Below are 21,785 nucleotides of genomic sequence, written 5' to 3' on the forward strand. Positions count from 1 at the left end.
GCCGCACTGTCCGTGGACGCCCCGCTTGCGGGGCGTTCGCGTTTTTGCGATGCCGTCATTTCGCCCTATCGTCATGGCGACGTGAGAAAATCGGCAGATGCGCATCTCAACCCTACTCGCCCCGATGACCCTGCTGTTGGCAGCCTGTTCCACCTCACCCAGCGGTAGCGCCGACACCGGCGCGCCCGCCCAGTTGCGGCTGGCGACCTACAACACCTCGCTGTATTCCGATGAAGAAGGCGGCCTGATCCGTGAACTGCAGGGCGACAGTGCGCACGCGCGCAAGATTGCTGCCGTGCTGCAGCAGACGCGGCCGGATCTGGTCCTGCTCAACGAATTCGATTTCGACGACGCGCACCGCGCCGCCGACCTGTTCCAGCAACGCTATCTCGAAGTCGCCCAGGCGGGCGGCGGCGCAGCCCTGAAGTACCCGTATCGTTACCTGGCCCCGGTCAATACCGGCGTACCCAGCGGCCTGGACCTGGACAACAACGGCAGCGTCGGCGGCAAGGGCCGCGAACGCGGCAACGACGCCTGGGGCTACGGCCTGCACCCCGGCCAGTACGGCATGCTGGTGTTGTCCAGGTATCCGATCGATGAGGCGGCGGTACGTAGCTTCCAGCTGCTGAAGTGGAGCACGATGCCCGGCGCATTGCGCCCGACCGACCCCAGCACCGGCAAGTCGTTCTGGCCGGATGCGGTGTGGTCACAGCTGCGACTGTCCTCCAAATCGCACTGGGATGTGCCGGTGAGCACCCCGCTGGGCACCATCCACGTATTGGCTTCCCACCCCACCCCGCCGGTGTTTGATGGCAAGGAGAAGCGCAACGCCGCCCGCAACCACGACGAACTGCGGCTGTGGAAGGAATACCTCGATGGCGGCGACAAGCCGTGGCTGTGCGATGACAAGGGCAGCTGTGGTGGCTTGGCCGCCGACGCGCGCTTCGTCATCGTCGGCGATCTGAACAACGATCCGGCCGACGGTGATGGCCGTCACGACGCCATCCTCGAATTGCTCGAGCACCCGCGCGTGTTGCGCTACCCGACCCCGACCAGCGTCGGCGCCGAACAGACCAGCCTGGCCTACGCAGAGAAAGGCATCGTCCGCCGCGGCGCGCCGCAACATGCAACCGGCGATTTCGGCCCGCGCTCGGGCACGATGCGCCTGGACTACGTGTTGCCTTCCACCGGCCTGAGCTATATCGGCAGCGGCGTGTTCTGGCCCGCCAATGACAGCCCGGAGGCGAAGATCGCCGATGGCAGCGATCACCACCTTGTCTGGGTGGATGTGAAGTAAAAAAACGCCGGCTTGGCCGGCGTTTTTTTTGGCTTCTGGTTTTTGTGGGAGCGGCGTAAGCCGCGAAGCAGCTGCACCACCAGATCGCAAGGACCATGACACTCAGCAATGTCAGCTTCGCGACTGATGATGCTCGCCTGCCATTGTAGGAGCGGCGTAAGCCACGAAGCGCGTACATCAACAGATGACGATGCATCCCGCTGCTGCAGCATTGCCAGCTTCGCGGCTTACGCCGCTCCCACAAGCGCGCGGGCGACGGCTGGTGCGGGAGCTGCATCAGGGCAGCAAAGCTTTACCCCTCCCCAACCCTCCCCTTGCCTTCGGTAAAGGGAGGGGGCTGAGCGCTCAGCGCAACTCAATCCCGATTGCCGCTGCCGCATCGCGTGCAATCGCACGCGCCTGCTCCACATCGGCGGCACGTGCCAGGGTCACGCCAACGCGACGCTGGCCCTGCACCATCGGCTTGCCGAACAGGCGCAGCGCCGAGTCCGGATGGATCAATGCTTCAGCGACGTTGCTGAAGAACGGCACGCCATGGCCCTGCGCCAGCATCGCACACGATGCCGAAGCGCCGTTGTGGCGAATGTTCGGGATCGGCAGGCCAAGGATGGCGCGTGCGTGCAGGGCGAACTCGCTCAGCTCCTGCGATACCAGGGTGACCAGGCCGGTGTCATGCGGACGCGGCGAAACTTCGCTGAACCACACCGCGTCGCCCTTCACGAACAACTCCACACCGAACAGTCCCCAGCCGCCGAGGTCATCGGTGATGGCGCGGGCAATCTGCTGCGCGCCTTCCAGCGCCTTGGCCGACATCACCTGCGGCTGCCAGCTTTCACGGTAGTCACCGTCCTTCTGCAGGTGGCCGACCGGGTCGCAGAACGCGGTGCCACCGGCATGGCGCACGGTCAACAGGGTGATCTCGTAATCAAAATCGATGAAGCCTTCGACGATGCAACGGCCAGCACCAGCGCGGCCGCCGGTCTGTGCGTACTCCCAGGCCGGGCCGATGTCGGCGTCGCTGCGCAGCGTGCTCTGGCCCTTGCCGGAGGACGACATCACCGGCTTGACCACGCAGGGCAGGCCGATGGCGGCGACGGCTTCGTGGTATTCGGCTTCGGTATCGACAAAGCGATACGGCGAGGTCGGCAGCCCCAGGGTCTCGGCGGCCAGGCGACGAATGCCTTCGCGGTCCATGGTCAGGCGCGCCGCGCGCGCGGTTGGGATCACCCGCAGGCCCTGCTCGGCTTCCAGCTGCACCAGGGTTTCGGTGTGGATGGCCTCGATCTCCGGCACCACCAGATGCGGTTGCTCCTGCGCGATCAGCGCCTTCAGCGCGGCCGGGTCGAGCATGTCCAACACGTGGCTGCGGTGCGCCACCTGCATGGCCGGGGCATTGGCATAACGATCGGCAGCAATCACTTCCACCCCGAAGCGCTGCAGCTCAATCGCAACCTCCTTGCCCAGTTCGCCCGAACCAAGCAGCAGCACGCGGGTGGCAGAGGGGGACAGCGGGGTACCGAGGGTGATCATCAGACAGGTCCGGGAGACGCTAAAGAGGGTGCCTATTCTAGGCAACGCCGCCCAGCGAGGGGACATCGTAGCCCGGGTAAGCGCCAGCGCACCCGGGGGAAAGCGCGGAAAGACCGTGGCGATCGCGGGCCAGCCTACTCCCCGGGTGCGCTGGCGCTTACCCGGGCTACGGGTTCCCGGCCCGGCGGAAGGCTGCGCCAGAATCGCTTGCATGTTGATATCAATTTGATATCTTTCAACCCAACCACCACGGAAGATGTGCCATGAAAGAGAAGTCCCTCGGTTCCCTCCCCGGCATCTCCACCCTGCTCGGCACCATCGTGCTGATGCTGGCTGGCGCAGCGTCCATCATCGGCGCGGTGTTCGTCACCAACAACGGCATCGGCGGCGGCGGATTGCTGGTGCTTGCCGGCATCGTGCTGATCACCGTGGGCATCTTCCTCAGCGCCGGCCTGTACATGGTCCAGCCCAACCAGGCGGCGGTGATCAGTCTGTTCGGCAAGTACGTCGGCACGGTCAAGGACAACGGCCTGCGCTGGAACAACCCCTTCTACACCAAGCGCAAGGTCAGCCAGCGCGTGCGCAACTTCGAAAGCGGCAAGCTCAAGGTCAACGAGCTGGACGGCTCGCCGATCGAGATCGCCGCAGTCATCGTCTGGCAGGTGGCCGACGCGTCCGAAGCGGTCTACAACGTCGACGACTACGAGAGCTTCGTGCACATCCAGTCCGAGTCGGCGCTGCGCGCGATGGCGACCAGCTATCCCTATGACCAGCACACCGAAGGCCAGCTGGCCCTGCGCAGCCACGCCACCGAGATCTCCCAGCACCTGAAGGACGAACTGGCCGAGCGCCTGGCCGATGCCGGCGTGCAGGTGCTCGATGCGCGCATCAGCCACCTCGCCTACGCCCCGGAGATCGCCCAGGCCATGCTGCAGCGCCAGCAGGCCAGCGCGGTGATTGCCGCACGCACGCAGATCGTCGCCGGTGCCGTCGGCATGGTCGAGATGGCACTGCTGGAACTGCAGAAGAACGCCGTCGTCACCCTCGACGAGGAGCGCAAGGCGCACATGGTCAGCAACCTGTTGACCGTGCTGTGCTCGGACCGCGGCACCCAGCCCATCGTCAACGCTGGCTCGCTGTACTGAACAACGTAACGAGGTAACCGTAGTGAATGTCTATGCCCCCCTGATCATCGCTGCCACCGGCATCCCCGCTCTTTGCTTCGCGGTGTGGAGCGGGCGCCCGGGCACCGCGCACGCACGCGGCATGGGGCTGCGCTGGGCCTTGATCGCGCTGTGCATGTTCGTGGCCGCCACCGGCGTCTATCTGGCCGGCGACAACCGCAACATCGCCTACGGCGTGATCATCGCGCTGGTGGTCGCGGTCAATGCATTGGGCATTTCGCTGGTGCTGCACCTGCGTCGCGGCAACAACGGAGCACCCCGCCGGTGAGCGAGAAGAAGGCCTATCCGCTGCGCATCAACGCTGAAGTTCTGGCGGCTGCCCAGCGCTGGGCCGATGACGAACTGCGCAGCCTCAACGCGCAGATCGAGTATGTGATCCGCGATGCCCTGCGCAAGGCCGGGCGTCTTCCCAAATCCAAAGCTGATGACAAGGAAGAACAATGAGCAAGCGTTGGCAATACCTCACCATCGAACTGTCTGCCTCGATGCTCAAGGGTGGCCCTACCGCCGAGAAGATCCAGGCGGAGCTGACCAAACAAGGCAACCTCGGCTGGGAACTGGTCAACATGGTGCACTACGGCCAGCTGTCACCGGCCATGCTCATCTTCAAGAAGGAACAGTGATGAAGGCGCGGCTCGCCGGGATCGCTACCGCCCTACTGCTCATCACCGCGCCCGGCATGGCGGCGGAAACACCCGCAGCGCTGGCCACGCGCCTGCTCGATCAGCTTGACGCGGGTCACTACAGCGAAGCGGAGGCCAGTTTTTCCACGCAGATGAAGGCCGCGGTCCCCGCGGACAAGCTCAAGGCGGTATGGGAATCACTGCCCGCGCAGATGGGCGCGGCAGGCCAGCGCGGCCAGGCCCATACCAGCGAAGCCGATGGCCATCGCATCGTCGTCATTCCCTTGAACTATGCCAACGGGCAGCTGCAGGCGCGCGTGGCCCTGGACCAGAACGACAAGATTGCCGGCTTCCTGCTGCAGCCAGCCGCCGCCGCGCCGGCAGCCGCACCCGCCAGCGATGCAAACTTCAACGAGCAGCCGTTCACCGTACCTGGCAGCGCACCCGGCAAGGCAGGCCTGCCCGGCACCCTTGCCCTGCCCAAGGGCAAAGGCCCGTTCCCGGCCGTGGTGCTGGTGCATGGCTCCGGTCCGCAGGACCGGGACGAGAGCAGCGGCCCCAATCGCCCATTCCTGGACATCGCCCGCGGACTCGCCGCGCAGGGCATCGCCGTGCTGCGCTATGACAAGCGCACCCACGCAAGGCCGCAGGATTTCCAGGGCAGCTTCAGCATCGACGATGAAACCACCGACGATGCCGTCGCCGCGGTCACCGCCTTGGCCAGCACTGCCAGCATTGATCCACGCCATATCTATCTGCTCGGTCACAGCCAGGGCGGCCTGCTGGCCGGACGCATTGCCAAGGCCAGCAAGGGGAAGCTCGCAGGATTGGTATTGTTTGCGGCGCCCGCGCGGCCCCTGCTGGACCTGCTGGCCGAACAGAACCGCTACATGGTCGGCCTGGATGGCAACATCAGCACCGAAGAACAGGCCCACCTGCAGGCACTGGATGCGGCCATCGCGGCGGTACGCAGCAACCCGGATGCACGCCTGATGGATACCCCCGGCCGTTTCTGGCAGCAGCTGGAGCAGGTCGACCCGATCGCCGATGTGCGCGACAGCCAACTGCCGGCATTGCTGCTGCAGGGCGGGCGCGACTTCCAGGTGGTGGATGCCGATTGGCAACGCTGGAAGCAGGGACTGGCCGGCGATCGCTACCGCTTCCATCACTACCCCGCCCTCAATCACCTGGGCATCGCCGGTGAAGGCAAGAGCTCGCTGGAGGAATACGCGCGACCGGGGCATGTCGATGCCACGATGATCAACGACATCGCGCACTGGCTGAAGGCGCAGCCATGAGCACCACCGCGCCCCGTGCCGCAGTGTTCGATGCAGCCTTGAGGGTGGCCAAGCCCACCAGCTCGCTGCTGTTCTGGTTATGGGGGCCGATGTTGCTGGTGATGAGCATCGATCCCTTGATCCGCCTGTTCGCCGGCAAGCTGCCGTTCACCACGTCGTTCAACTCCTGGGGCGGCTGGCTGGTGCTGCCCTTGGTTGGGGCCGCATTGACGCTGGCCTACCGTCGCCGCGAGCTGCGCCTGGATGCCCAGCAACTGACCATTGCCAGCACCCTGTACACCCGGCGCGTACCGCTGAGTTCGATGCGCCTGGACCGCGCACGCATCGTCAACTTCGCCGAAAACCCGGACTTCAAACCGGGCATGAAATCCAACGGCTTCCAGTTTCCCGGTTTTCGCGCCGGGCACTTCCACATGAAGGATGGCGGCAAGGGCTTCTGCCTGATCACCGACGACAGCCGCGTACTGGTGATCCCGTTGCGCGATGGCAACTGCGTGCTGGTAAGCCCCGAGCAGCCGCGCGCGTTGCTGGATGAACTCAAGCGACTGGCCGCCGACGGCGCACGGGCCTAAGCTGCGCGCATGCGCAATGCTCCCCACATCCTGATCAACACACCGGACATCGAGATATGGCCCGGCGGCCTGTTGCGCGCGCGCAGCAGCGACGACGCCCGGGTGCTGTCCCGGGCAACACATGTACTGCGCCGCAAGCGCGATGGGCGCTATTTGGCTGCGCAGCTGCGCGGTGGACTGATGCCCCTGGTGACTAGGTTGGCGGACGAACCCGGCATCGACTTTGCGTTGACCGCACTGCAAGCCCTGCGCACGCAGTCCTCCCGCATTCCACCGCCGAGCGGCAGCCTGCCGCTACATCAGCTGCATCTGCACCTGCAGCAACTGAACCTGGATGCCGATGCCTATGCGGCGCAGACCGGCTTACCGCTGGTCGCCGAACCGGCGCATCTGCGCCTGGCGGGCTTCGATCGTTACCGTCGTCCACTGTGGCTGACCGGTGCTGCTGCGCGCGGCTGGCAGCGTATGCAGCACGCCGCTGCCGTTGATGGCTTGGCGCTGGACGCAATCTCCGGCTATCGCAGTCACGACTATCAGCTCGGCATCTTCGAGCGCAAGCTGGCACGCGGCCTGAGCGTAGACGAGATCCTCACCGTCAATGCCGCGCCTGGCTACAGCGAACACCACGGTGGCAACGCGCTGGATATCGGCGCGCCTGGCGAACCGCCGGCCGAGGAATCCTTCGAACACACCGCAGGCTTCGCCTGGTTGCAGCAGCACGCCGCGCGCTTCGGTTTCCACATGAGCTACCCGCGCGACAACCCGCACGGCATCGTCTACGAACCCTGGCACTGGTGCTATCGCAGCGCTTCGGACTTGTAGGAGCGGCGTAAGCCGCGACGCTGACGCAACCGGGCTGCCGGGCAAAATCGCAACCAAGATGAGCACCCGGCTCGACGCTGAGGCGGATGCGACCTGGTAGGCAGAAACTCGGTGCTGACGCTCTACTGGCTTCGCGGCTTACGCCGCTCCTGCAAAAAGCAGCCACGCGCACTGCCGTGCTGCTCAATCCTGCGAACGATTGGTCTTCTGCTTCGGATCGGCGCTGAAGTCGGCGATACGCCACAGGTACAGGCTGGCCCAGGTGCGGTACGGGCCCCAGCGCTCGCCGCGCTCGGCCAAGGCCTTGGGCGTCAGCATGGTCTCGCTACCGTCCACACGCTGCGCGCCCTTGCGGATGCCGAGGTCATCGACCGGCAGAATGTCAGGCCGGCCGAGCCGGAACATCAGCATCATCTCCACTGTCCAGCGGCCGATGCCACGTACTGCCACCAAGGCGTCGACGATGGACTGGTGATCCATCACCGACATCTGCCGCAAGCTCGGCAGTTCGCCCGCGCGCTCGCGCCGGGCCAGGTCACGCAGCGCCAAGGCCTTGTTGCCGGATACACCACATGCACGCAACCCCGGGTCATCAATCAGTTCAAGACTTGCAGCGTGCAGTCGTTTGCTGCCAATCGCCGCTTCCACCCGTCCAACTATCGTCGAGGCAGCCTTGCCACTGAGTTGCTGGAACAGGATAGCCCGCGCCAACGCATCTACCGGGTCGAACGAACGCGCCCAGCCTTGCGGCGCCGGCAACGGTCCAACGCGGCGCACCCAGCTGGCCAGACGCTTGTCCACCCGCTGCAGGTGCGCCTGCGCCTCATCGATATCAAAACCGCGCCGGTAGCGGGGCATGGCTCAGCGACGCAAGGCACTGAGTGCGAGCAGCAGCCAGCCGCCCATCAAGGTAATGCCACCGGCTGGCGCCAACCGGGTGGGCCAATGCATCAGCACATTGCCCACCAGGCTGCCGGAGAACAACAACGTCCCCAGCAGCAATACATACAGGGCCCCCCGGCCCAACTGGTTCACCGAAGAAGCACCCAGGCCCACCAGCACCACCCCGTGGCCGAATGCATACAAGGACGCAGTATTCAGATGTGACTGTGCCAGCGGCTCGCTCACGCCATGTGAGGCGTAGGCCGACAAACCAATCGCCGCCGCCGCCAACAAGCCACCACAGAACGCAAGAAACGAGGGCTTACGCGCACGCCGTTCCACTCCCAACATCTCGCTCTCCCATCAATCCTGCAAACGCTTTGCACAAAAAAAACGCGCCGCTGGAAGCGGCGCGTTTTCTCGATCAGATCATCGACAACAACCCGATGATTACTTGACCGCCCAGTAGAGGTCGTAGGAACCATCGACGGTGAAGGCCTTGGCCACACCACCCTTCCACGACTCATACGGACGATCAACAACTTCGTTGCCGGTGGTGGTAGCCCAGGCACGCAGGCCGTTACGGGCCAGATCCAGGCCAGCCATGTGGCCGGTGTAGGAAGCAAATGCCGAACGGTGGGCCGGTGCGTGCAGGTAGGTCACCGGGTTGCCCGCGGGGATCTTGACGCTCAGCTCGGCAGCATCACCGGCAGCAGCCGGGGTGGCAGCGACGGCCGGGGCAGCAGCTTCGCCGTCCTTCTTGTCAGCGGCCTTGTCGGCAGCCGGTGCAGCAGCGCTGCCCTTGCGAACCGGCAGAGCCACGTCGAAGGCGTACTTCTCAGCACCGAAATCGGTGGTGACGATGCGCACCGGACCCGCTGCAACCAGGCCATTGGCATCCATCGCACGCTTGATCCACTCCATGTTGTCGTCGATCGACTTCTGGATGGCGTCGTTGTTGCGGTCGATGTTGCCGGCGTTGACCACCAGCAGGTTCTCGGCCGGCACCTGGACAACCTTCAGATCGGTCAGCGGGGCTTCGGCAGCGGCGTAGTCAACGTTCGGCACCGAGGCCAGCATGTTGGCCATGCGCGACAGGCCCAGCTTCAGGTCGTCACCGATGTGGCGGCTGACGTACAGGCCGGCGTAGCGACCGAACAGGTCGAAGCCGTACTTGACGCTGTAGTCCTGGGTGATCTTGACGTTGCGGTCGTTCTTGCCGGTCGGCTCCAGGGTGAACGAGGTCACCTTGTCGGTACCGCGGGTCGGGTCTTCAATGGCAATCACGACGCGCTTGTTCTTCTCGCTATCGGTGATCTGCCAGCTGCCCTGGCCCAGGTCCTTGGAGGAATAGTCCATGCGTGCGCCCTTGCCGGCGTCCGGACCGCTGAACTTCAGCTCCACGGCCTTGTCGCGCAGCACCAGCGGATTCCAATCCTTGAAGCGGCGCAGGCTGTTGACCGTGTCATACACGATCGTCATCTTGCGATTGGTTTCGATGCTTTCGGTAATGTGGCGTTCGCCCGGCAGACACACGCCAATGAGGACAAACAGGCCAGCTACGATCCCCAAAGCGATCAGGAACTCGATAATACGGGTCATTCAGGAGTCTCCGGGGCCGATCCCACGGCCGGGTTGATTGAAGCGAAGCCCCCATCCTATCAGGCTTTTCGCAGGTTGTTCACCACATTTGGCATGCCGGTTTCCATTACCAGAATGCGCTATCTCATCGATAGGCCGCAGGGTAGCGTATCAACCACCAACCCTACGCGCCTTCACCCGATAGCTGGGGCTGTATTTCGCCTTAGCCGCGCTATTTTCCACCGTCCGAGGTGTCCAGCACCAGTACTGCAGGCAACTTTTCCCCGATCACCGCCTGCCCGCCCCGCGGCGAACCCCGGTGGCGCATTCATGCGGGCCGGACAGCCACCGTGCGGCCTGTGGCTCACACCAGCTGCAGTTCAAAGGCCTTGAGTACGGCACGGGTACGGTCGCGGACGCCCAACTTGGAAAGAATATTGGACACGTGGTTCTTGATCGTGCCCTCGGCCACACCCAATGAGTTGGCGATCTCCTTGTTGGAAAAACCGCTGGCCATCAGCCGCAGGATCTCGGTCTCGCGATCGGTCAGCGGATCCGGCCGGTCCAGGCTGACGAACTCATTGCGCATGTGCTCCAGCCCCGACAGCAGGCGCTGGGTCACCGCCGGTTGCACCAGCGAGCCGCCATTGGCCACGGTACGGATGGCGCCGACCAGCTGCTCCAGGGTCACATCCTTCAGCAGATAGCCCTTGGCACCGGCCTTGAGCCCGGCCAGCACCAGCTGGTCATCATCGAAGGTGGTCAGGATGATCGATGGTGGCAACGTACCGGCCCGGCTCAGCGTCTGCAGCGCCTCCAGCCCCGACATCACCGGCATGCGCATGTCCATCAGCACCACATCGGGCTGCACCTGCGGAATCATCTCCACCGCCTGGCGCCCGTCGGTGGCCTCGGCGACCACCTCGATGCCGTCGTCCAGCGCCAGCAACGAACGGATGCCCTGCCGCACCAGGGTTTGGTCGTCGACCAGACAGACACGGATCATCAATGCACTCCTTGCGGCCCTGAGGCCAACATCATATTGGTAACCAGCGGCAGGCTGGCGCGAAGACGGAAACCCTCACCGCTTCGCGCCGACACATCCAGCACGCCCCCATACTGCGCCAGCCGCTCGCGCATGCCGCGCAAGCCATTGCCTGGCATTATTTCCTCGAAATCGCCACCGATGCCGTCATCATGCGCACTGATGACCACCTGGGCCGCGTCCCGCTCCACCTTGATCCATAGATTGCGGGCACCGGCATGGCGTACCGCATTGGTGATGATCTCCTGCGTGCAGCGCAGCAGTACATGGGCGCGCTCGGGATCCTCGACACTGAACGGATCCTCGATCTGCAGGTGGATATCCAGCGATGGCACCCGCTCGGTCAAGGGCCGCAGCGCCGCCGCAAGGTCGATCGCGCCGCTCTCGCGCAGCTGGCTGACCGCCTCGCGCACGTCGGTCAACAGCAGCTTGGCCAAGGTATGTGCCTGCCGCACATGCTCCTGCGCCTGGCCCTCGGTGATGTGCCCGGCCACTTCCAGGTTCAGGCTCAACGCGGTCAGGTGATGGCCGAGCAGGTCGTGCAATTCACGGGAAATACGCGTGCGCTCATTGACCCGGGCGCTCTCGGCCAGCAACAAGCGGGTAGCGCGCAGTTCGGCATTCAAGCGCCGCTGCTCCTCCCGCGCCTGGGTCTGCTGCCTTGCCACCAGGCTCGTGACAAAGATGAACATAGAGAAACCGCCGTACAACAGCGACTGCAGCAAGGCCTCGAACAGCGGCAGGCCCAGGATCAGGTTGTAGACCGGCAGTACCGCCAGCTGGCTCAGGACCAGCCAGACAACACCCACCCAGCGACTCAGCAACCACGGGATCACCCCGGCCGCGACCATCATCAGGATGCTGCCCAGGCCAGTGGCGGACAGGTAGCTGACCACCAGCGCAGACACCGTCAGCAGCAGCAGTGCCAGGCGGTCGTACCAGCTGGTGTGGCCGGCGGCATTGAGCCCGCGGGTCAGCCAGAAGTAGCAGCCACCGAACGTCAGGTAGGCCACGAACAGCCAGACCGCCTCGCCGGCGGCCGGTTGCAGCACGCCCTCCTCCGGTGCGTACTGGGTGTAGACTAGGGGCAGGCTGACCAGGGCCCAGGTAAACAGGCCGGCCAGGCGGAGGACGCGGGTATGGCTGAGGTATCCCAACATCCGTGCATGGTAAGGACCCGGCCGCCCCGGCGCCCTCCCTCGGAAGTCATGCATGGCAACCGTGGCGCGTGGCTCGCCCGGCTCGTGCCACCCATGCGATAATCGCGCCACAGCCCTCTGGGCCGACCGCGATACCCCACGGAGTCACAATGTCGATTGTTATCCGCGACGTGCGCGAGCACGAGCTCGATTCCGTCCTGGCACTGAACAACAATGCTGGTCTTGCGATTCTCCCGCTGGATGCAGCCAAGCTCCGCCGTTTCTACGAAACCGCCGAATACTTCCGGGTTGCCGAACGCGACGGCAACATGGCGGGGTTCCTGGTCGGCTACGGCAGCAACAGTGCCCATGACAGCTGCAATTTCGCCTGGTTCCAGCAGCGCTACCCCAGCTTCTTCTATATCGACCGCATCGTGGTGGCCAGCCGCCGCCGCGGCGGCGGTGTCGGCCGTGCGTTCTATGCCGATGCCCAGAGCTACGCCGAGCTGCGCTACCCGCAGATGGCCTGCGAGGTATTCCTCGACCACGGCGCCGACGCCGCATTGCTGTTCCATGGCAGCTTCGGTTTCCGCGAAGTCGGCCAGAACACCATGCCCTCGGTGGATGTGCGGGCCAGCATGCTGCTCAAGGATCTGTGCAGCTACGAGTGGGTAAAAGAAACCTATGGCGACAACCTGCCCGACCTTCCCTGGGTAGGCAACACACGCCGGCTGCTGCAACAGCGGCCGACCGGAACCTGAGATGGCAGTGAATTTGGATTACGAACAGGCTGGTGAACTGAAAATCGGGCAGGTGGGCATTGCCAACCTGCGCATCCGCACCCTCGACGTGGAGCGCCTGGCCCAGGAAATGCGCGAGCGCGTGGCACGTGCACCCAAATTATTCGGCCGCGCGGCGGTGATCCTGGATTTCGGCGGCTTGAGCCAACTCCCGGACCTGGCCACCGCGCAGCAGCTGGTCAACGGCCTGCGCGAAGCGGGCGTACTGCCGGTGGCGCTGGCCTACGGCACCAGCGAGACAGAAACCCTGTCCCAGCAGTTGGGCCTGCCGGTACTGGCCAAGTTCCGCGCCCAATACGAACCGCTGGAAGCCGAACCGGCACCCGCGCCAGCCGCCGCCGCTCCCAAGCAGAGCAAGCGCACCACTGCCGCGGCGACACCCCCGGCCGCGTCGCCCAGCGCCGACGCCGCACCGCAGCCGGGCCGGATGCAGTTGACCACGGTGCGCTCGGGACAACAGCTCTACGCCGAGAACTGCGACCTGACCGTACTCTCAACGGTGGGTGCCGGTGCCGAGGTCATCGCCGACGGCAGCATCCATATCTACGGTACGCTGCGTGGCCGCGCATTGGCCGGTGCCCAGGGCAACACCAGCGCACGCATTTTCTGTCGCGACTTCCACGCTGAACTGGTCGCGATTGCAGGACGGTATAAGGTACTGGACGATATTCCGGACAACCTGCGCGGCAAGGCCGTGCAGGTATGGCTGGAACAGGACCAGATCATGATTGCTGCGCTGGATTGACGCAGCTCACAACGACATTCAGGAGAGATCCTTTGGCTGAAATCATCGTAGTCACCTCCGGCAAGGGCGGCGTCGGCAAGACCACCTCAAGCGCCAGCATCGCCTGTGGCCTCGCCCGCCGCGGCAAGAAGGTCGCCGTCATCGACTTCGACGTCGGCCTGCGCAACCTTGACCTGATCATGGGCTGCGAGCGTCGCGTGGTATATGACTTCGTCAACGTCGTGCACGGCGAAGCCACGCTGAAGCAGGCGCTGATCAAGGACAAGCGCTTCGACAACCTGTACGTGCTGGCCGCCTCGCAGACCCGCGACAAGGACGCATTGAACAAGGAAGGCGTGGAGAAGGTCCTCAAGGACCTGGCCGCTGACGGCTTCGACTTCATCATCTGCGACTCCCCGGCCGGCATCGAGAAGGGTGCGTTCCTGGCGATGTATTTCGCCGATCGCGCCGTTGTCGTGGTCAATCCGGAAGTGTCCTCGGTGCGTGACTCGGACCGCATCATCGGCCTGCTCGACTCCAAGACCGCCAACGCCGAAGCCGGCAAGGCCGTGCCGGCCTACCTGCTGCTGACCCGCTACAGCCCCTCGCGTGTTGAAAGCGGCGAGATGCTGAGCATCACCGACGTGGAAGAAGTACTGGGACTGAAGGCCATCGGCGTCATCCCCGAATCCGGCGACGTGCTCAACGCCTCCAACAAGGGCGAGCCGGTCATCCTGGATGCCGAGTCGCCGGCAGGCCAGGCCTACGAGGACGCCGTCGGCCGCATCCTCGGTGAAGAGCGCCCGATGCGCTTCACCACCGTGGAGAAGAAGGGCTTCTTCAGCAAGTTGTTTGGAGGATAAGCATGGGACTGCTCGACTTCCTGAGACAGAAGAAGACCACCGCCGAAACCGCGAAGAACCGCCTGCAGATCATCATCGCGCAGGAACGCAGCACCCGCGGCGGTCCGGATTACCTGCCGCTGCTGCAGCGTGAGCTGCTGGAAGTGATCAAGAAGTACGTCAACATCGACGCCGACGCGGTCAAGGTTGACCTGGTCAAGGATGGTGCCAACGACGTGCTCGACATTTCCGTGGCCCTGCCCGACGACAAGTGATCAGATTCCGGCGGCTACGGCCGCCGGGACTCCAGTGCCCGTGAACGAAAGCCCTGCCAACGAACCAACCCAGCCCGTGCTGTGCGTTGGCGATATCCGCTGGACCGACGCTGCGGACCTGCTCGCACGCCACGGCCTGCGCCTGAACCATGTTGCCGCAGGCGGGAAGATTCCCGGCAGTTACTGGGGCGAGCCCGAGGCCGGCATCATCGCCTGCGACGTCTATGTACGCGATGACACGCCGGTGCATTCGATGCTGCACGAATCCTGCCACCTGATCGTGCTGCCACCCGAGCGGCGCGCGAACGTGCATACCGATGCCACCGACTCGGTCCCCGAGGAAGACGCCACCTGCTACCTGCAGATCGTGCTGGCCGGGCAACTGCCGGGCGTAGGCAGCGCGCGGCTGATGGCCGACATGGACAGCTGGGGCTACACCTACCGCTTGGGTTCGACCCAGGCCTGGTTCGAGCAGGACGCCGACGATGCAAAGCGCTGGCTGATCGAGCGCGAGCTGTTGCCACCGTGAGCCTGTAGTGCCGAGCCATGCCCGGCAGAAGCCTTCCCCGGTAAAGCCCCAGCGCAGCATGGCTGCGCTCTACAGATAATGCGCTCCTACCGCGGCCTGGAACTCCCCATATCCAAGGTGACCCGCGTGCCCCGCTCCGGCTGCGAATGGATTTCCAGCTGCCAGCCCAGGTGATCGCATAGTCGGGCGATCAGGTCCAGGCCAATACCACCGCCCGGATTGCGCTCGCCCTTGGTCATCCGCGCGTATACCTGGGCGACTTCTTCCGGGCTCATGCCGTGCCCGGGATCCTCAATGGTCAGCACGGCATTGGCAGATATCCCCAGCCGAATCACGCCGCGATCACTATTCTCGATGGCATTGCGCAGCAGGTTGCCAATCGCTGCCTGCACCACCGCCAGCGGCGCGAGCAGCTGGCACGGAGCACGTTCCAGGAGCACCAGTTCCAGCTCCTTGCCCTTGGCCAGGTAGCGATGGTCTTCGATGATTTCCGGCAACAGTTCATCCAGGGCTACCAATTCACTCATCGCGGCCAGTTTGGCCGGATCGCGCGCGAGCACCAGCAACAACTGGATCAGCTGCTCCATGCCGGTCGATGTATTGCGCACGCGCAGCAACTGCTGGCGCACCCTCTCCGGCAACCCCGGTTGCTCCAGCGCCAGCTCGGCGGCACCGGTGATCACCGCGATCGGCGTACGCAGCTCATGGCTGGCGGTACTGATGAACGCGCGCTCGCGCTCGACGAAATGTTCATTGCGCTGCAGGTAATCATTCAAGGCACCGGCGATCACCTCCAGCTCGGTACTGCCGCGCTTGTCCACCCGCACCTGTTGCCGGCGACGCTCGGGACTCAGCTTGGCGATGTCCTGCGCGAGCACTGACAGAGGGCGCACCAGGCGGTTCATGCCCACCCAGGACATCAACAAGGTCACCAGCAACAAGCCCACACCGGCCAGCAGCGCCCAACGCGTGACGAAATGTTCAAGTTCGCCGAAGTCGGAGATATCCAGGGCCAATACCACCCGACCAAAATCGCTGGTATCGCGCACCATCACCGCCGCCTGCTTGCCTTCCAGCAAGGCACCATCATGCAAGCCTGGGTGCAGGCGCCCCAGAGTCTCGGGTATACCCGCAGGCTCATGGGCAGCGTAAAAACGCAAGGTATCCGAATCCTGCCAATGGTAAGTTGGATCGACCCGCATCTGACCGATGATGCTGTCCAGCTCGGTATTCAACAACGAACGCCACACCGCGTGCTCGGCATGTTCGTGCACATAGTTGGCCGCGCTGAACACCGCCAACGTCACCAGCGCGACATACGCCGCCAGCCAGCCAAGTAGCTTGCGGCGCAGTGTGCGCCGCTTCATGGCTGCACGGCTGCTGCGGGCGCGGACAAGCGGTAGCCGACACGCGGCAGGGTCTGCAGCAGCTTCTGCTCGAACGGGCCATCGACCGCACGCCGCAGCTCATAGATATGCGACCTGAGCATGTCGCCATCCGGTGGTTCGTCGCCCCATAGCGCATATTCCAGCTGGTCCCGGGTCACCGCCGCCGGGCTGGCCCGCATCAGCACTTCCAGCAATTTGCGGCAGGCCGGATACAGGTGCAGCACCTGTCCACCACGCTGCGCCTCCAACGTGGCCAGGTCCAGCTGCAGATCGTGCACTTCCAGCAGCTTGCGCGGATTACGCCCGTGCGTGCGTGCCAGCACCGCCTCCAACCGCACTTCCAGCTCCGGCAGCGCGAACGGCTTGGTCAGGTAATCATCGGCGCCGGCGCGGAAGCCGGTGATCTTGTCCGGCAGCTCGTCGCGGGCAGTGAGCATGATCACCGGCACTTCGGAACGGAAGTCCTCGCGAAGTTTGCGCAGCACCTCCGGCCCTTCCATGCGTGGCAGCATCCAGTCCAGCAGGATGGCATCGTAGTTCTGGGTACCGGCCAGGTGCAGGCCGGTGATGCCGTCCGGGGCGACGTCGAGGGTATGCCCGCGCGCTTCGAAATAATCGAACAGGTTGGCGATCAGATTGCGATTGTCTTCGATGACCAGCAGCCGCATGCGGGCATGACCTTGCTGCCCCGGGCCGAGGCATTACCGACGTATCCTAGCGCCGCTGCCGTCGAATTGTCGTCGGAACGCGCTGCAACCACTCGCCATTCCGGTTTCGACGTGTTTCCAACGCCAATTGCGGCATCATCCCGCCAGCCTCTGCCACCGAGCCGCCCGTGCGCCCGAATCCGCCCCGCTCTTCGTCCAACAGACTGTGGTTCGCCATCCTGATCGCGCTGGTCATCGCCAGCCTGTTCGCCGGGCTCGGCATGCGTTCGCCGCAACCTCCGGACGAGCCTCGCTTCGTGCTCGCCGCACGGCACATGGTCGAGACCGGGCAATGGCTGCTGCCGCACCGCGGCAGCGAGCTCTACGCGGAAAAGCCGGCCACCTTCATGTGGATCCAGGCCGCCACCTACAAGCTCATCGGCGACTGGAACCTGTCCTTCCTGGTGCCCTCGTTGCTCGCCGCCCTGCTCACCCTGTGGCTGACCTGGGACATGAGCCGGCGGCTTTGGAACCGCCAGATCGCCCGCTATGCTGTCATCGGGCTGTTCGTCTGCATCCAGTTCGGGCTGATGGCCAAACGTGCGCAGATCGACATGGTGCTGGTCGGCATGACCACGCTGGCGCTATGGGGGCTGGTGCGGCATCTGCTGCTCGGCCCGAACTGGTGGGCGCTGGCCTTGGCAGCCTTCGCAGCCGGCGCCGGCACCGTGACCAAGGGCGTGGGTTTCCTGCCCTTGCTGATGCTGCTGCCGTGGATGGCCTGGCGCTGGCGTCACCCGCAGGCCCCAGGTCCGGGTCGCAGCTGGGGCTGGTGGCTGCTGCTGCCCGCCTTTCTGGCGGGCACCGCGATCTGGCTCGGCCCATTGGCCATTGCCTTGTTGCAGAACCCCGAGCCGCACCTGCAGTCCTATGCCAAAGAACTGCTGTTCAAGCAGACCGGCACCCGCTACGCCAACGCCTGGCACCATCACCAACCGTTCTGGTACTACCTGCAGGTGATGGCGACGTTGTGGCTGCCGGGCAGCCTGCTGGCACCGTGGCTCCTGCCAGCCTGGTGGCGCCGTTGCCGCCGTGCCGATCCACGCTACCTCCTGCTGCTGGGCTGGGCACTGCTGGTACTGCTCTTCTTCAGTGCCAGCCCGGGCAAGCGCGAGGTCTACATCCTGCCGATGCTGCCAGCCCTGGCGGTAGCTGCCGCCCCATTGCTGCCAGGCCTGTTGCGACGCACCGGCGTGCGCTGGCTGCTGTTGCTGTACGTGCTGCTGCTGGCCGTGGCCACCCTGGTGGTCGGCTATGGCGCCGTCCATGGCGATGGCTGGGCCCAGCGCAACGCGGTCAAGCGTGCGATCGATCCGTGGGTCTTGCCGCACGTCGGCTGGTGGCTGATTGGCTTCGGTACCGCCTCGCTGCTGCTGGTAGTGACATTGCGCCTGCGCCGCGCCGGGCTGGCGGTGGTGCTGTGCACGGTGCTGCTCTGGGCCATGTACGGCCTGGGCGCGATGCCCGCACTTGATCCTTACAGTTCGGCATCGCTGGTGATGGGCAAGGTGCGCGAACGCATCGGCCCGGATGCACAACTTGGCATGGTGGCCTGGCGCGAACAGAACCTGCTGCAGACCGACCCCCAGGCCACCGATTTCGGCTTCAAACGCCCGCTCGCCCAGCAATGGGAGGACGCGGCGCGGTGGGTAAGTGAAGATCCGCGGCGGCGCTGGCTGTTCGTGCTGGACAAGGCCATGTCGCCCTGTGCCGATCGCAGCCAGATCATCGACATCGGCAGTGCCAATCGCAACAACTGGCAGCTGCTGCCCGGCACCGCCCTGCGTGCGGACTGCGTTGCCAGGACCCATGGTGTTGTCGCCGGTGGCGAGGATGCACTGGAAAGCGACGGCGATTGACGCCAGCCCATCGGGGCAGGTTTGCTGACACCGGCGCACCGAAGCCTGCACGGGCGTGGCCATGCCTCTTCGGCATGGCCGCTCTTACGATCAAGGCGTCGTAACCATGCCCGCGACGAAACTGAAGCACTGACAAAATAACGACAACGTTCCGACCGGTCTCCGACACAAGCCGGCACAGCATGGCCGCACCCAGCCTGATGGTGCCCCTGCTCCATGTTGCAACCGCCCACGACCACCGCCCTGCAACCGGCTACCGAGCGCGGCCGCCTGAGCTTTGTCGCACGTACGGTGTTGTTGCCGCTGCTGTTCGCCGCCCTCGGCAGCCTGCTGCTGATGGCCGGCAATGGCGATCAATGGCTTGCTGACCAGCTGTTCCGTTGGCAGGGCGGCGAATGGCTCTACAAGAACGCATGGTGGACCAGCCACCTGATCCACAAGGGCGGCCGCAACCTGACCTGGTTCGTCGCGCTGCTGGTCATACTGGCGTTGATCCGCAGCTGCGTCGACCTGCGCTGGCGGCCGCTGCGACGGCCGCTGGCCTACCTGCTGTCCTCGGTGGCGCTATCCACCAGCATCATCGCGCTGCTCAAGTCCTGGACCCACATGGACTGCCCCTGGGACCTGGAACGCTATGGCGGCCTGCGCCCCTTCATCGGCCTGTTCGAACAGCGTCCGGTGGCACTGGGCCACGCCGCCTGCTTCCCGGCCGGCCATGCCGGCTCGGGTTATGCCTGGGTGGCGCTGTTCTTCTTCATGTTGCAGGTACGCCCGCAATGGCGTTGGCCGGCACTGGGCGTTGCCCTGCTGGTCGGCATGGTGTTCGGCCTGGCCCAGCAATTGCGTGGCGCCCACTTTGCCTCGCATGACCTTTGGTCCCTGACGATCAGTTGGCTGGTCGCCACTGCCCTCTATCTGTGGCTGTTCCCGGCATCTGCATCAACCACATTCCTGTCGCCCGCCGTACCTGGCACCCTTGGAGAGAACGCATGAGCGTCGCTGTCCCCCGCCCTGCCAGACTGCAGCTCTCCTGGTCGCGCCTGCGCAACTGGCGCCCCGAGATCAGCACCGAGGCCCTGATCCTGTTGGCCAGTGTGTTTTTCGCCCTGGTCTGCAACACCCTGTTCTGGCGCAGCGCGATCGCCACCAACCCGAGCAGCATCCTGTTCGCGGTGTCGCTGTTTGCGTTGCTGGTAAGCGTGCACGCAATCCTCTTCGGCCTGCTGGTCTGGCGCTGGAATGCCAAAGTGGTGCTGACGGTGTTGTTCATCACCACCGCCTTCGCCACCCATTACATGAACAGCTACAACGTCTATCTGGACGCGGACATGCTGCGCAATGTACTGGCCACCGACCACAAGGAATCACGCGAGCTGATGACGCCGGCATTGCTGCTGCCGCTGCTCGGCTACGGCCTGCTGCCGACCTTGTTGCTGTGGCGCGTGCGGCTGCGCAAGCGCAGCTGGTCGCGCACATTGCTGTGGCGTATTGCCTTCCTGCTTGGCGTCATCGTGGCAGGCGGTGCCGGAACGATGCTGTCATTCCAGAACATCTCCGCATTGATGCGCAACCACCGCGAGGTGCGTTACCTGGCCACGCCGGTCAATTATCTGATCGCGCTGAAGCAGAACCTCGCCAGTGCCAGCCCGATGCAGAAGCAGCCCAAGCTGCCGCTGGGCACCGACGCCAAGGCCCTTCCTCGCGCTGCGGGCAGCAAGCCACGCCTGCTGGTGCTGGTGGTCGGCGAAACCGTGCGCGCACAGAACTGGGGCTTGAACGGCTACGCCCGCCAGACCACCCCGGAGCTGGCGCAGACCGGCGTGATCAACTTCCCGGACATGCACTCCTGTGGCACCAGCACCGAAGTTTCACTGCCGTGCATGTTCTCGCCGTTTGGCCGCCACGATTACGACGAGAAGAAGATCCGTGCCCACCAATCCCTGCTGCACGTGCTGGAGCACGCTGGCATCGCCACGCTGTGGCGCGACAATCAGTCCGGCTGCAAGGGCGTCTGCGAGGGTCTGGACATCCAGCGCCTGGACGGTGCGACCACACCGGGCCTGTGCGCCGACGGCCGCTGCATGGATGAGATTCTTCTGGAAAACCTCGCCACGCAGGTCCGTGCCAAGCCCGGCGATCGCGTACTCGTCCTGCACCAGTTGGGCAATCACGGCCCGAGCTACTTCCAACGCTATCCGGCGCAGTTCCGCCAGTTCGCCCCCACCTGTGACACAGCGGACCTGGGCAAGTGCAGTCGCGAGGACATCGTCAACAGCTACGACAATGCGATCCGTTACACCGATCATTTCCTGACCCGCACCATTGCCACCCTGCGCGGCATGGACGACTACGACACGGCAATGATCTACCTGTCCGACCACGGCGAATCGCTGGGTGAGAAGGGTCTGTATCTGCATGGCGTACCGTATGCGATCGCACCGGAGGAACAGACCCGGGTACCGATGGTGATGTGGTTCTCGCCCGGGTTCACGGCGGATCGTGGCCTGGACATGAGCTGCGTGCGTCACCGCGCTGCGCAGCGCACCGACCAGGACAACCTGTTCCCCTCGGTGCTTGGGCTGATGCAGGTGCAGACGTCGGTGTATGACCGATCCCGCGACCTGTTCGCCCCCTGCACTTAAGGCCGTATGTAGTGCCGAGCCATGCTCGGCAGAAGGCTCAACCGGT

At 64.6% G+C, this 21,785-nt stretch carries 24 protein-coding genes; 16 read left to right on the top strand and 8 right to left on the bottom strand.

What is annotated here, in order from left to right; genetic code table 11:
- The first annotated feature begins 124 nt into the window (after positions 1-124).
- Positions 125-1,297, top strand: a complete 1,173-nt coding sequence (locus tag AC1VXC_RS09750) for an endonuclease/exonuclease/phosphatase family protein (RefSeq protein WP_481527051.1) — start codon at positions 125-127, stop codon at positions 1,295-1,297.
- 345 nt (positions 1,298-1,642) lie between these two features.
- Here the strand turns inward: AC1VXC_RS09750 and purT are convergent, their stop codons facing one another.
- The gene (gene purT, locus AC1VXC_RS09755; RefSeq protein WP_313172989.1) at positions 1,643-2,827 is read right to left on the bottom strand and encodes a formate-dependent phosphoribosylglycinamide formyltransferase; all 1,185 of its coding nucleotides are present in this window, start codon (positions 2,825-2,827) and stop codon (positions 1,643-1,645) included.
- Between the two features lie 263 nt (positions 2,828-3,090).
- Here purT and AC1VXC_RS09760 point away from each other — a divergent pair, with 263 nt between their 5' ends.
- Genes AC1VXC_RS09760 through AC1VXC_RS09790 form a run of 7 tightly spaced genes read left to right on the top strand, consistent with a single transcriptional unit; the run spans position 3,091 to position 7,326 of the window.
- Positions 3,091-3,972, top strand: a complete 882-nt coding sequence (locus AC1VXC_RS09760) for an SPFH domain-containing protein (RefSeq protein ID WP_481539494.1) — start codon at positions 3,091-3,093, stop codon at positions 3,970-3,972.
- 22 nt (positions 3,973-3,994) lie between these two features.
- The gene (locus AC1VXC_RS09765; protein WP_313172987.1) at positions 3,995-4,279 is read left to right on the top strand and encodes a hypothetical protein; all 285 of its coding nucleotides are present in this window, start codon (positions 3,995-3,997) and stop codon (positions 4,277-4,279) included.
- Entirely contained in the window at positions 4,276-4,455 is a 180-nt protein-coding gene (locus AC1VXC_RS09770; RefSeq protein ID WP_481539495.1) for a type II toxin-antitoxin system antitoxin, read from the top strand. The genes AC1VXC_RS09765 and AC1VXC_RS09770 overlap by 4 nt, the downstream gene beginning before the upstream one ends.
- The gene (locus tag AC1VXC_RS09775; RefSeq protein WP_313172986.1) at positions 4,452-4,634 is read left to right on the top strand and encodes a DUF4177 domain-containing protein; all 183 of its coding nucleotides are present in this window, start codon (positions 4,452-4,454) and stop codon (positions 4,632-4,634) included. Before AC1VXC_RS09770 ends, AC1VXC_RS09775 begins: the two co-directional genes overlap by 4 nt.
- Positions 4,634-5,932 (top strand): alpha/beta hydrolase, encoded by a 1,299-nt coding sequence (locus tag AC1VXC_RS09780; protein ID WP_481539496.1) that lies wholly within the window; start codon positions 4,634-4,636, stop codon positions 5,930-5,932. The genes AC1VXC_RS09775 and AC1VXC_RS09780 overlap by 1 nt, the downstream gene beginning before the upstream one ends.
- Complete coding sequence (locus tag AC1VXC_RS09785; protein WP_313172984.1) at positions 5,929-6,504, top strand: PH domain-containing protein; 576 nt, start codon at positions 5,929-5,931, stop codon at positions 6,502-6,504. Before AC1VXC_RS09780 ends, AC1VXC_RS09785 begins: the two co-directional genes overlap by 4 nt.
- A gap of 9 nt (positions 6,505-6,513) precedes the next feature.
- On the top strand, positions 6,514-7,326 hold the full coding sequence (locus tag AC1VXC_RS09790) for a M15 family metallopeptidase (protein ID WP_481539497.1): 813 nt from the start codon (positions 6,514-6,516) through the stop codon (positions 7,324-7,326).
- 183 nt (positions 7,327-7,509) lie between these two features.
- On the opposite strand, the gene AC1VXC_RS09795 is transcribed toward AC1VXC_RS09790, so the two are convergent.
- The 5 genes from AC1VXC_RS09795 to AC1VXC_RS09815 all read right to left on the bottom strand — a co-directional run bounded on the left by AC1VXC_RS09795 (position 7,510) and on the right by AC1VXC_RS09815 (position 11,994).
- On the bottom strand, positions 7,510-8,184 hold the full coding sequence (locus tag AC1VXC_RS09795) for a DNA-3-methyladenine glycosylase family protein (RefSeq protein ID WP_481539498.1): 675 nt from the start codon (positions 8,182-8,184) through the stop codon (positions 7,510-7,512).
- Between the two features lie 3 nt (positions 8,185-8,187).
- Positions 8,188-8,559 (bottom strand): DUF423 domain-containing protein, encoded by a 372-nt coding sequence (locus AC1VXC_RS09800; protein WP_313172981.1) that lies wholly within the window; start codon positions 8,557-8,559, stop codon positions 8,188-8,190.
- A 99-nt stretch (positions 8,560-8,658) separates the two neighbouring features.
- Positions 8,659-9,810 carry a polyketide cyclase gene (locus AC1VXC_RS09805; protein WP_481539499.1) on the bottom strand — a complete coding sequence of 384 codons (1,152 nt, stop codon included), beginning with the start codon at positions 9,808-9,810 and terminating at the stop codon, positions 8,659-8,661.
- 343 nt (positions 9,811-10,153) lie between these two features.
- On the bottom strand, positions 10,154-10,795 hold the full coding sequence (locus tag AC1VXC_RS09810) for a response regulator (RefSeq protein ID WP_313172979.1): 642 nt from the start codon (positions 10,793-10,795) through the stop codon (positions 10,154-10,156).
- Positions 10,795-11,994: a sensor histidine kinase gene (locus tag AC1VXC_RS09815; protein WP_313172978.1), complete on the bottom strand. Its 1,200-nt coding sequence runs from the start codon at positions 11,992-11,994 to the stop codon at positions 10,795-10,797. The genes AC1VXC_RS09810 and AC1VXC_RS09815 overlap by 1 nt, the downstream gene beginning before the upstream one ends.
- 149 nt (positions 11,995-12,143) lie before the next feature.
- On the opposite strand from AC1VXC_RS09815, the gene AC1VXC_RS09820 reads away from it, so the two are divergent.
- Genes AC1VXC_RS09820 through AC1VXC_RS09840 form a run of 5 tightly spaced genes read left to right on the top strand, consistent with a single transcriptional unit; the run spans position 12,144 to position 15,143 of the window.
- A complete protein-coding gene (locus AC1VXC_RS09820) occupies positions 12,144-12,734 on the top strand; it encodes a GNAT family N-acetyltransferase (RefSeq protein WP_303747064.1) in 591 nt (196 codons plus the stop codon).
- A 1-nt stretch (position 12,735) separates the two neighbouring features.
- Entirely contained in the window at positions 12,736-13,518 is a 783-nt protein-coding gene (gene minC, locus AC1VXC_RS09825; protein WP_313172977.1) for a septum site-determining protein MinC, read from the top strand.
- Positions 13,519-13,550: 32 nt separating this feature from the next.
- Positions 13,551-14,360, top strand: coding sequence for a septum site-determining protein MinD (minD, locus tag AC1VXC_RS09830; protein ID WP_313172976.1), 810 nt, complete (start codon positions 13,551-13,553; stop codon positions 14,358-14,360).
- Between the two features lie 2 nt (positions 14,361-14,362).
- Entirely contained in the window at positions 14,363-14,614 is a 252-nt protein-coding gene (minE, locus tag AC1VXC_RS09835; protein WP_282271139.1) for a cell division topological specificity factor MinE, read from the top strand.
- A 40-nt stretch (positions 14,615-14,654) separates the two neighbouring features.
- A complete protein-coding gene (locus tag AC1VXC_RS09840; protein WP_481539500.1) occupies positions 14,655-15,143 on the top strand; it encodes a hypothetical protein in 489 nt (162 codons plus the stop codon).
- Positions 15,144-15,229: 86 nt separating this feature from the next.
- Here the strand turns inward: AC1VXC_RS09840 and AC1VXC_RS09845 are convergent, their stop codons facing one another.
- Both AC1VXC_RS09845 and AC1VXC_RS09850 read right to left on the bottom strand, forming a co-directional pair.
- Positions 15,230-16,510 carry a sensor histidine kinase gene (locus tag AC1VXC_RS09845; protein ID WP_481539501.1) on the bottom strand — a complete coding sequence of 427 codons (1,281 nt, stop codon included), beginning with the start codon at positions 16,508-16,510 and terminating at the stop codon, positions 15,230-15,232.
- Positions 16,507-17,199 (bottom strand): response regulator transcription factor, encoded by a 693-nt coding sequence (locus AC1VXC_RS09850; RefSeq protein WP_481539502.1) that lies wholly within the window; start codon positions 17,197-17,199, stop codon positions 16,507-16,509. The genes AC1VXC_RS09845 and AC1VXC_RS09850 overlap by 4 nt, the downstream gene beginning before the upstream one ends.
- Positions 17,200-17,366: 167 nt before the next feature.
- Here AC1VXC_RS09850 and AC1VXC_RS09855 point away from each other — a divergent pair, with 167 nt between their 5' ends.
- The 3 genes from AC1VXC_RS09855 to AC1VXC_RS09865 all read left to right on the top strand — a co-directional run bounded on the left by AC1VXC_RS09855 (position 17,367) and on the right by AC1VXC_RS09865 (position 21,739).
- Positions 17,367-19,097, top strand: a complete 1,731-nt coding sequence (locus AC1VXC_RS09855; protein ID WP_481539503.1) for an ArnT family glycosyltransferase — start codon at positions 17,367-17,369, stop codon at positions 19,095-19,097.
- Between the two features lie 216 nt (positions 19,098-19,313).
- A complete protein-coding gene (locus AC1VXC_RS09860; protein ID WP_481539504.1) occupies positions 19,314-20,090 on the top strand; it encodes a phosphatase PAP2 family protein in 777 nt (258 codons plus the stop codon).
- A complete protein-coding gene (locus AC1VXC_RS09865; protein ID WP_481539505.1) occupies positions 20,087-21,739 on the top strand; it encodes a phosphoethanolamine transferase in 1,653 nt (550 codons plus the stop codon). Before AC1VXC_RS09860 ends, AC1VXC_RS09865 begins: the two co-directional genes overlap by 4 nt.
- Positions 21,740-21,785 lie beyond the last annotated feature (46 nt).

This window comes from Stenotrophomonas sp. STEN033 (genome assembly GCF_056856655.1).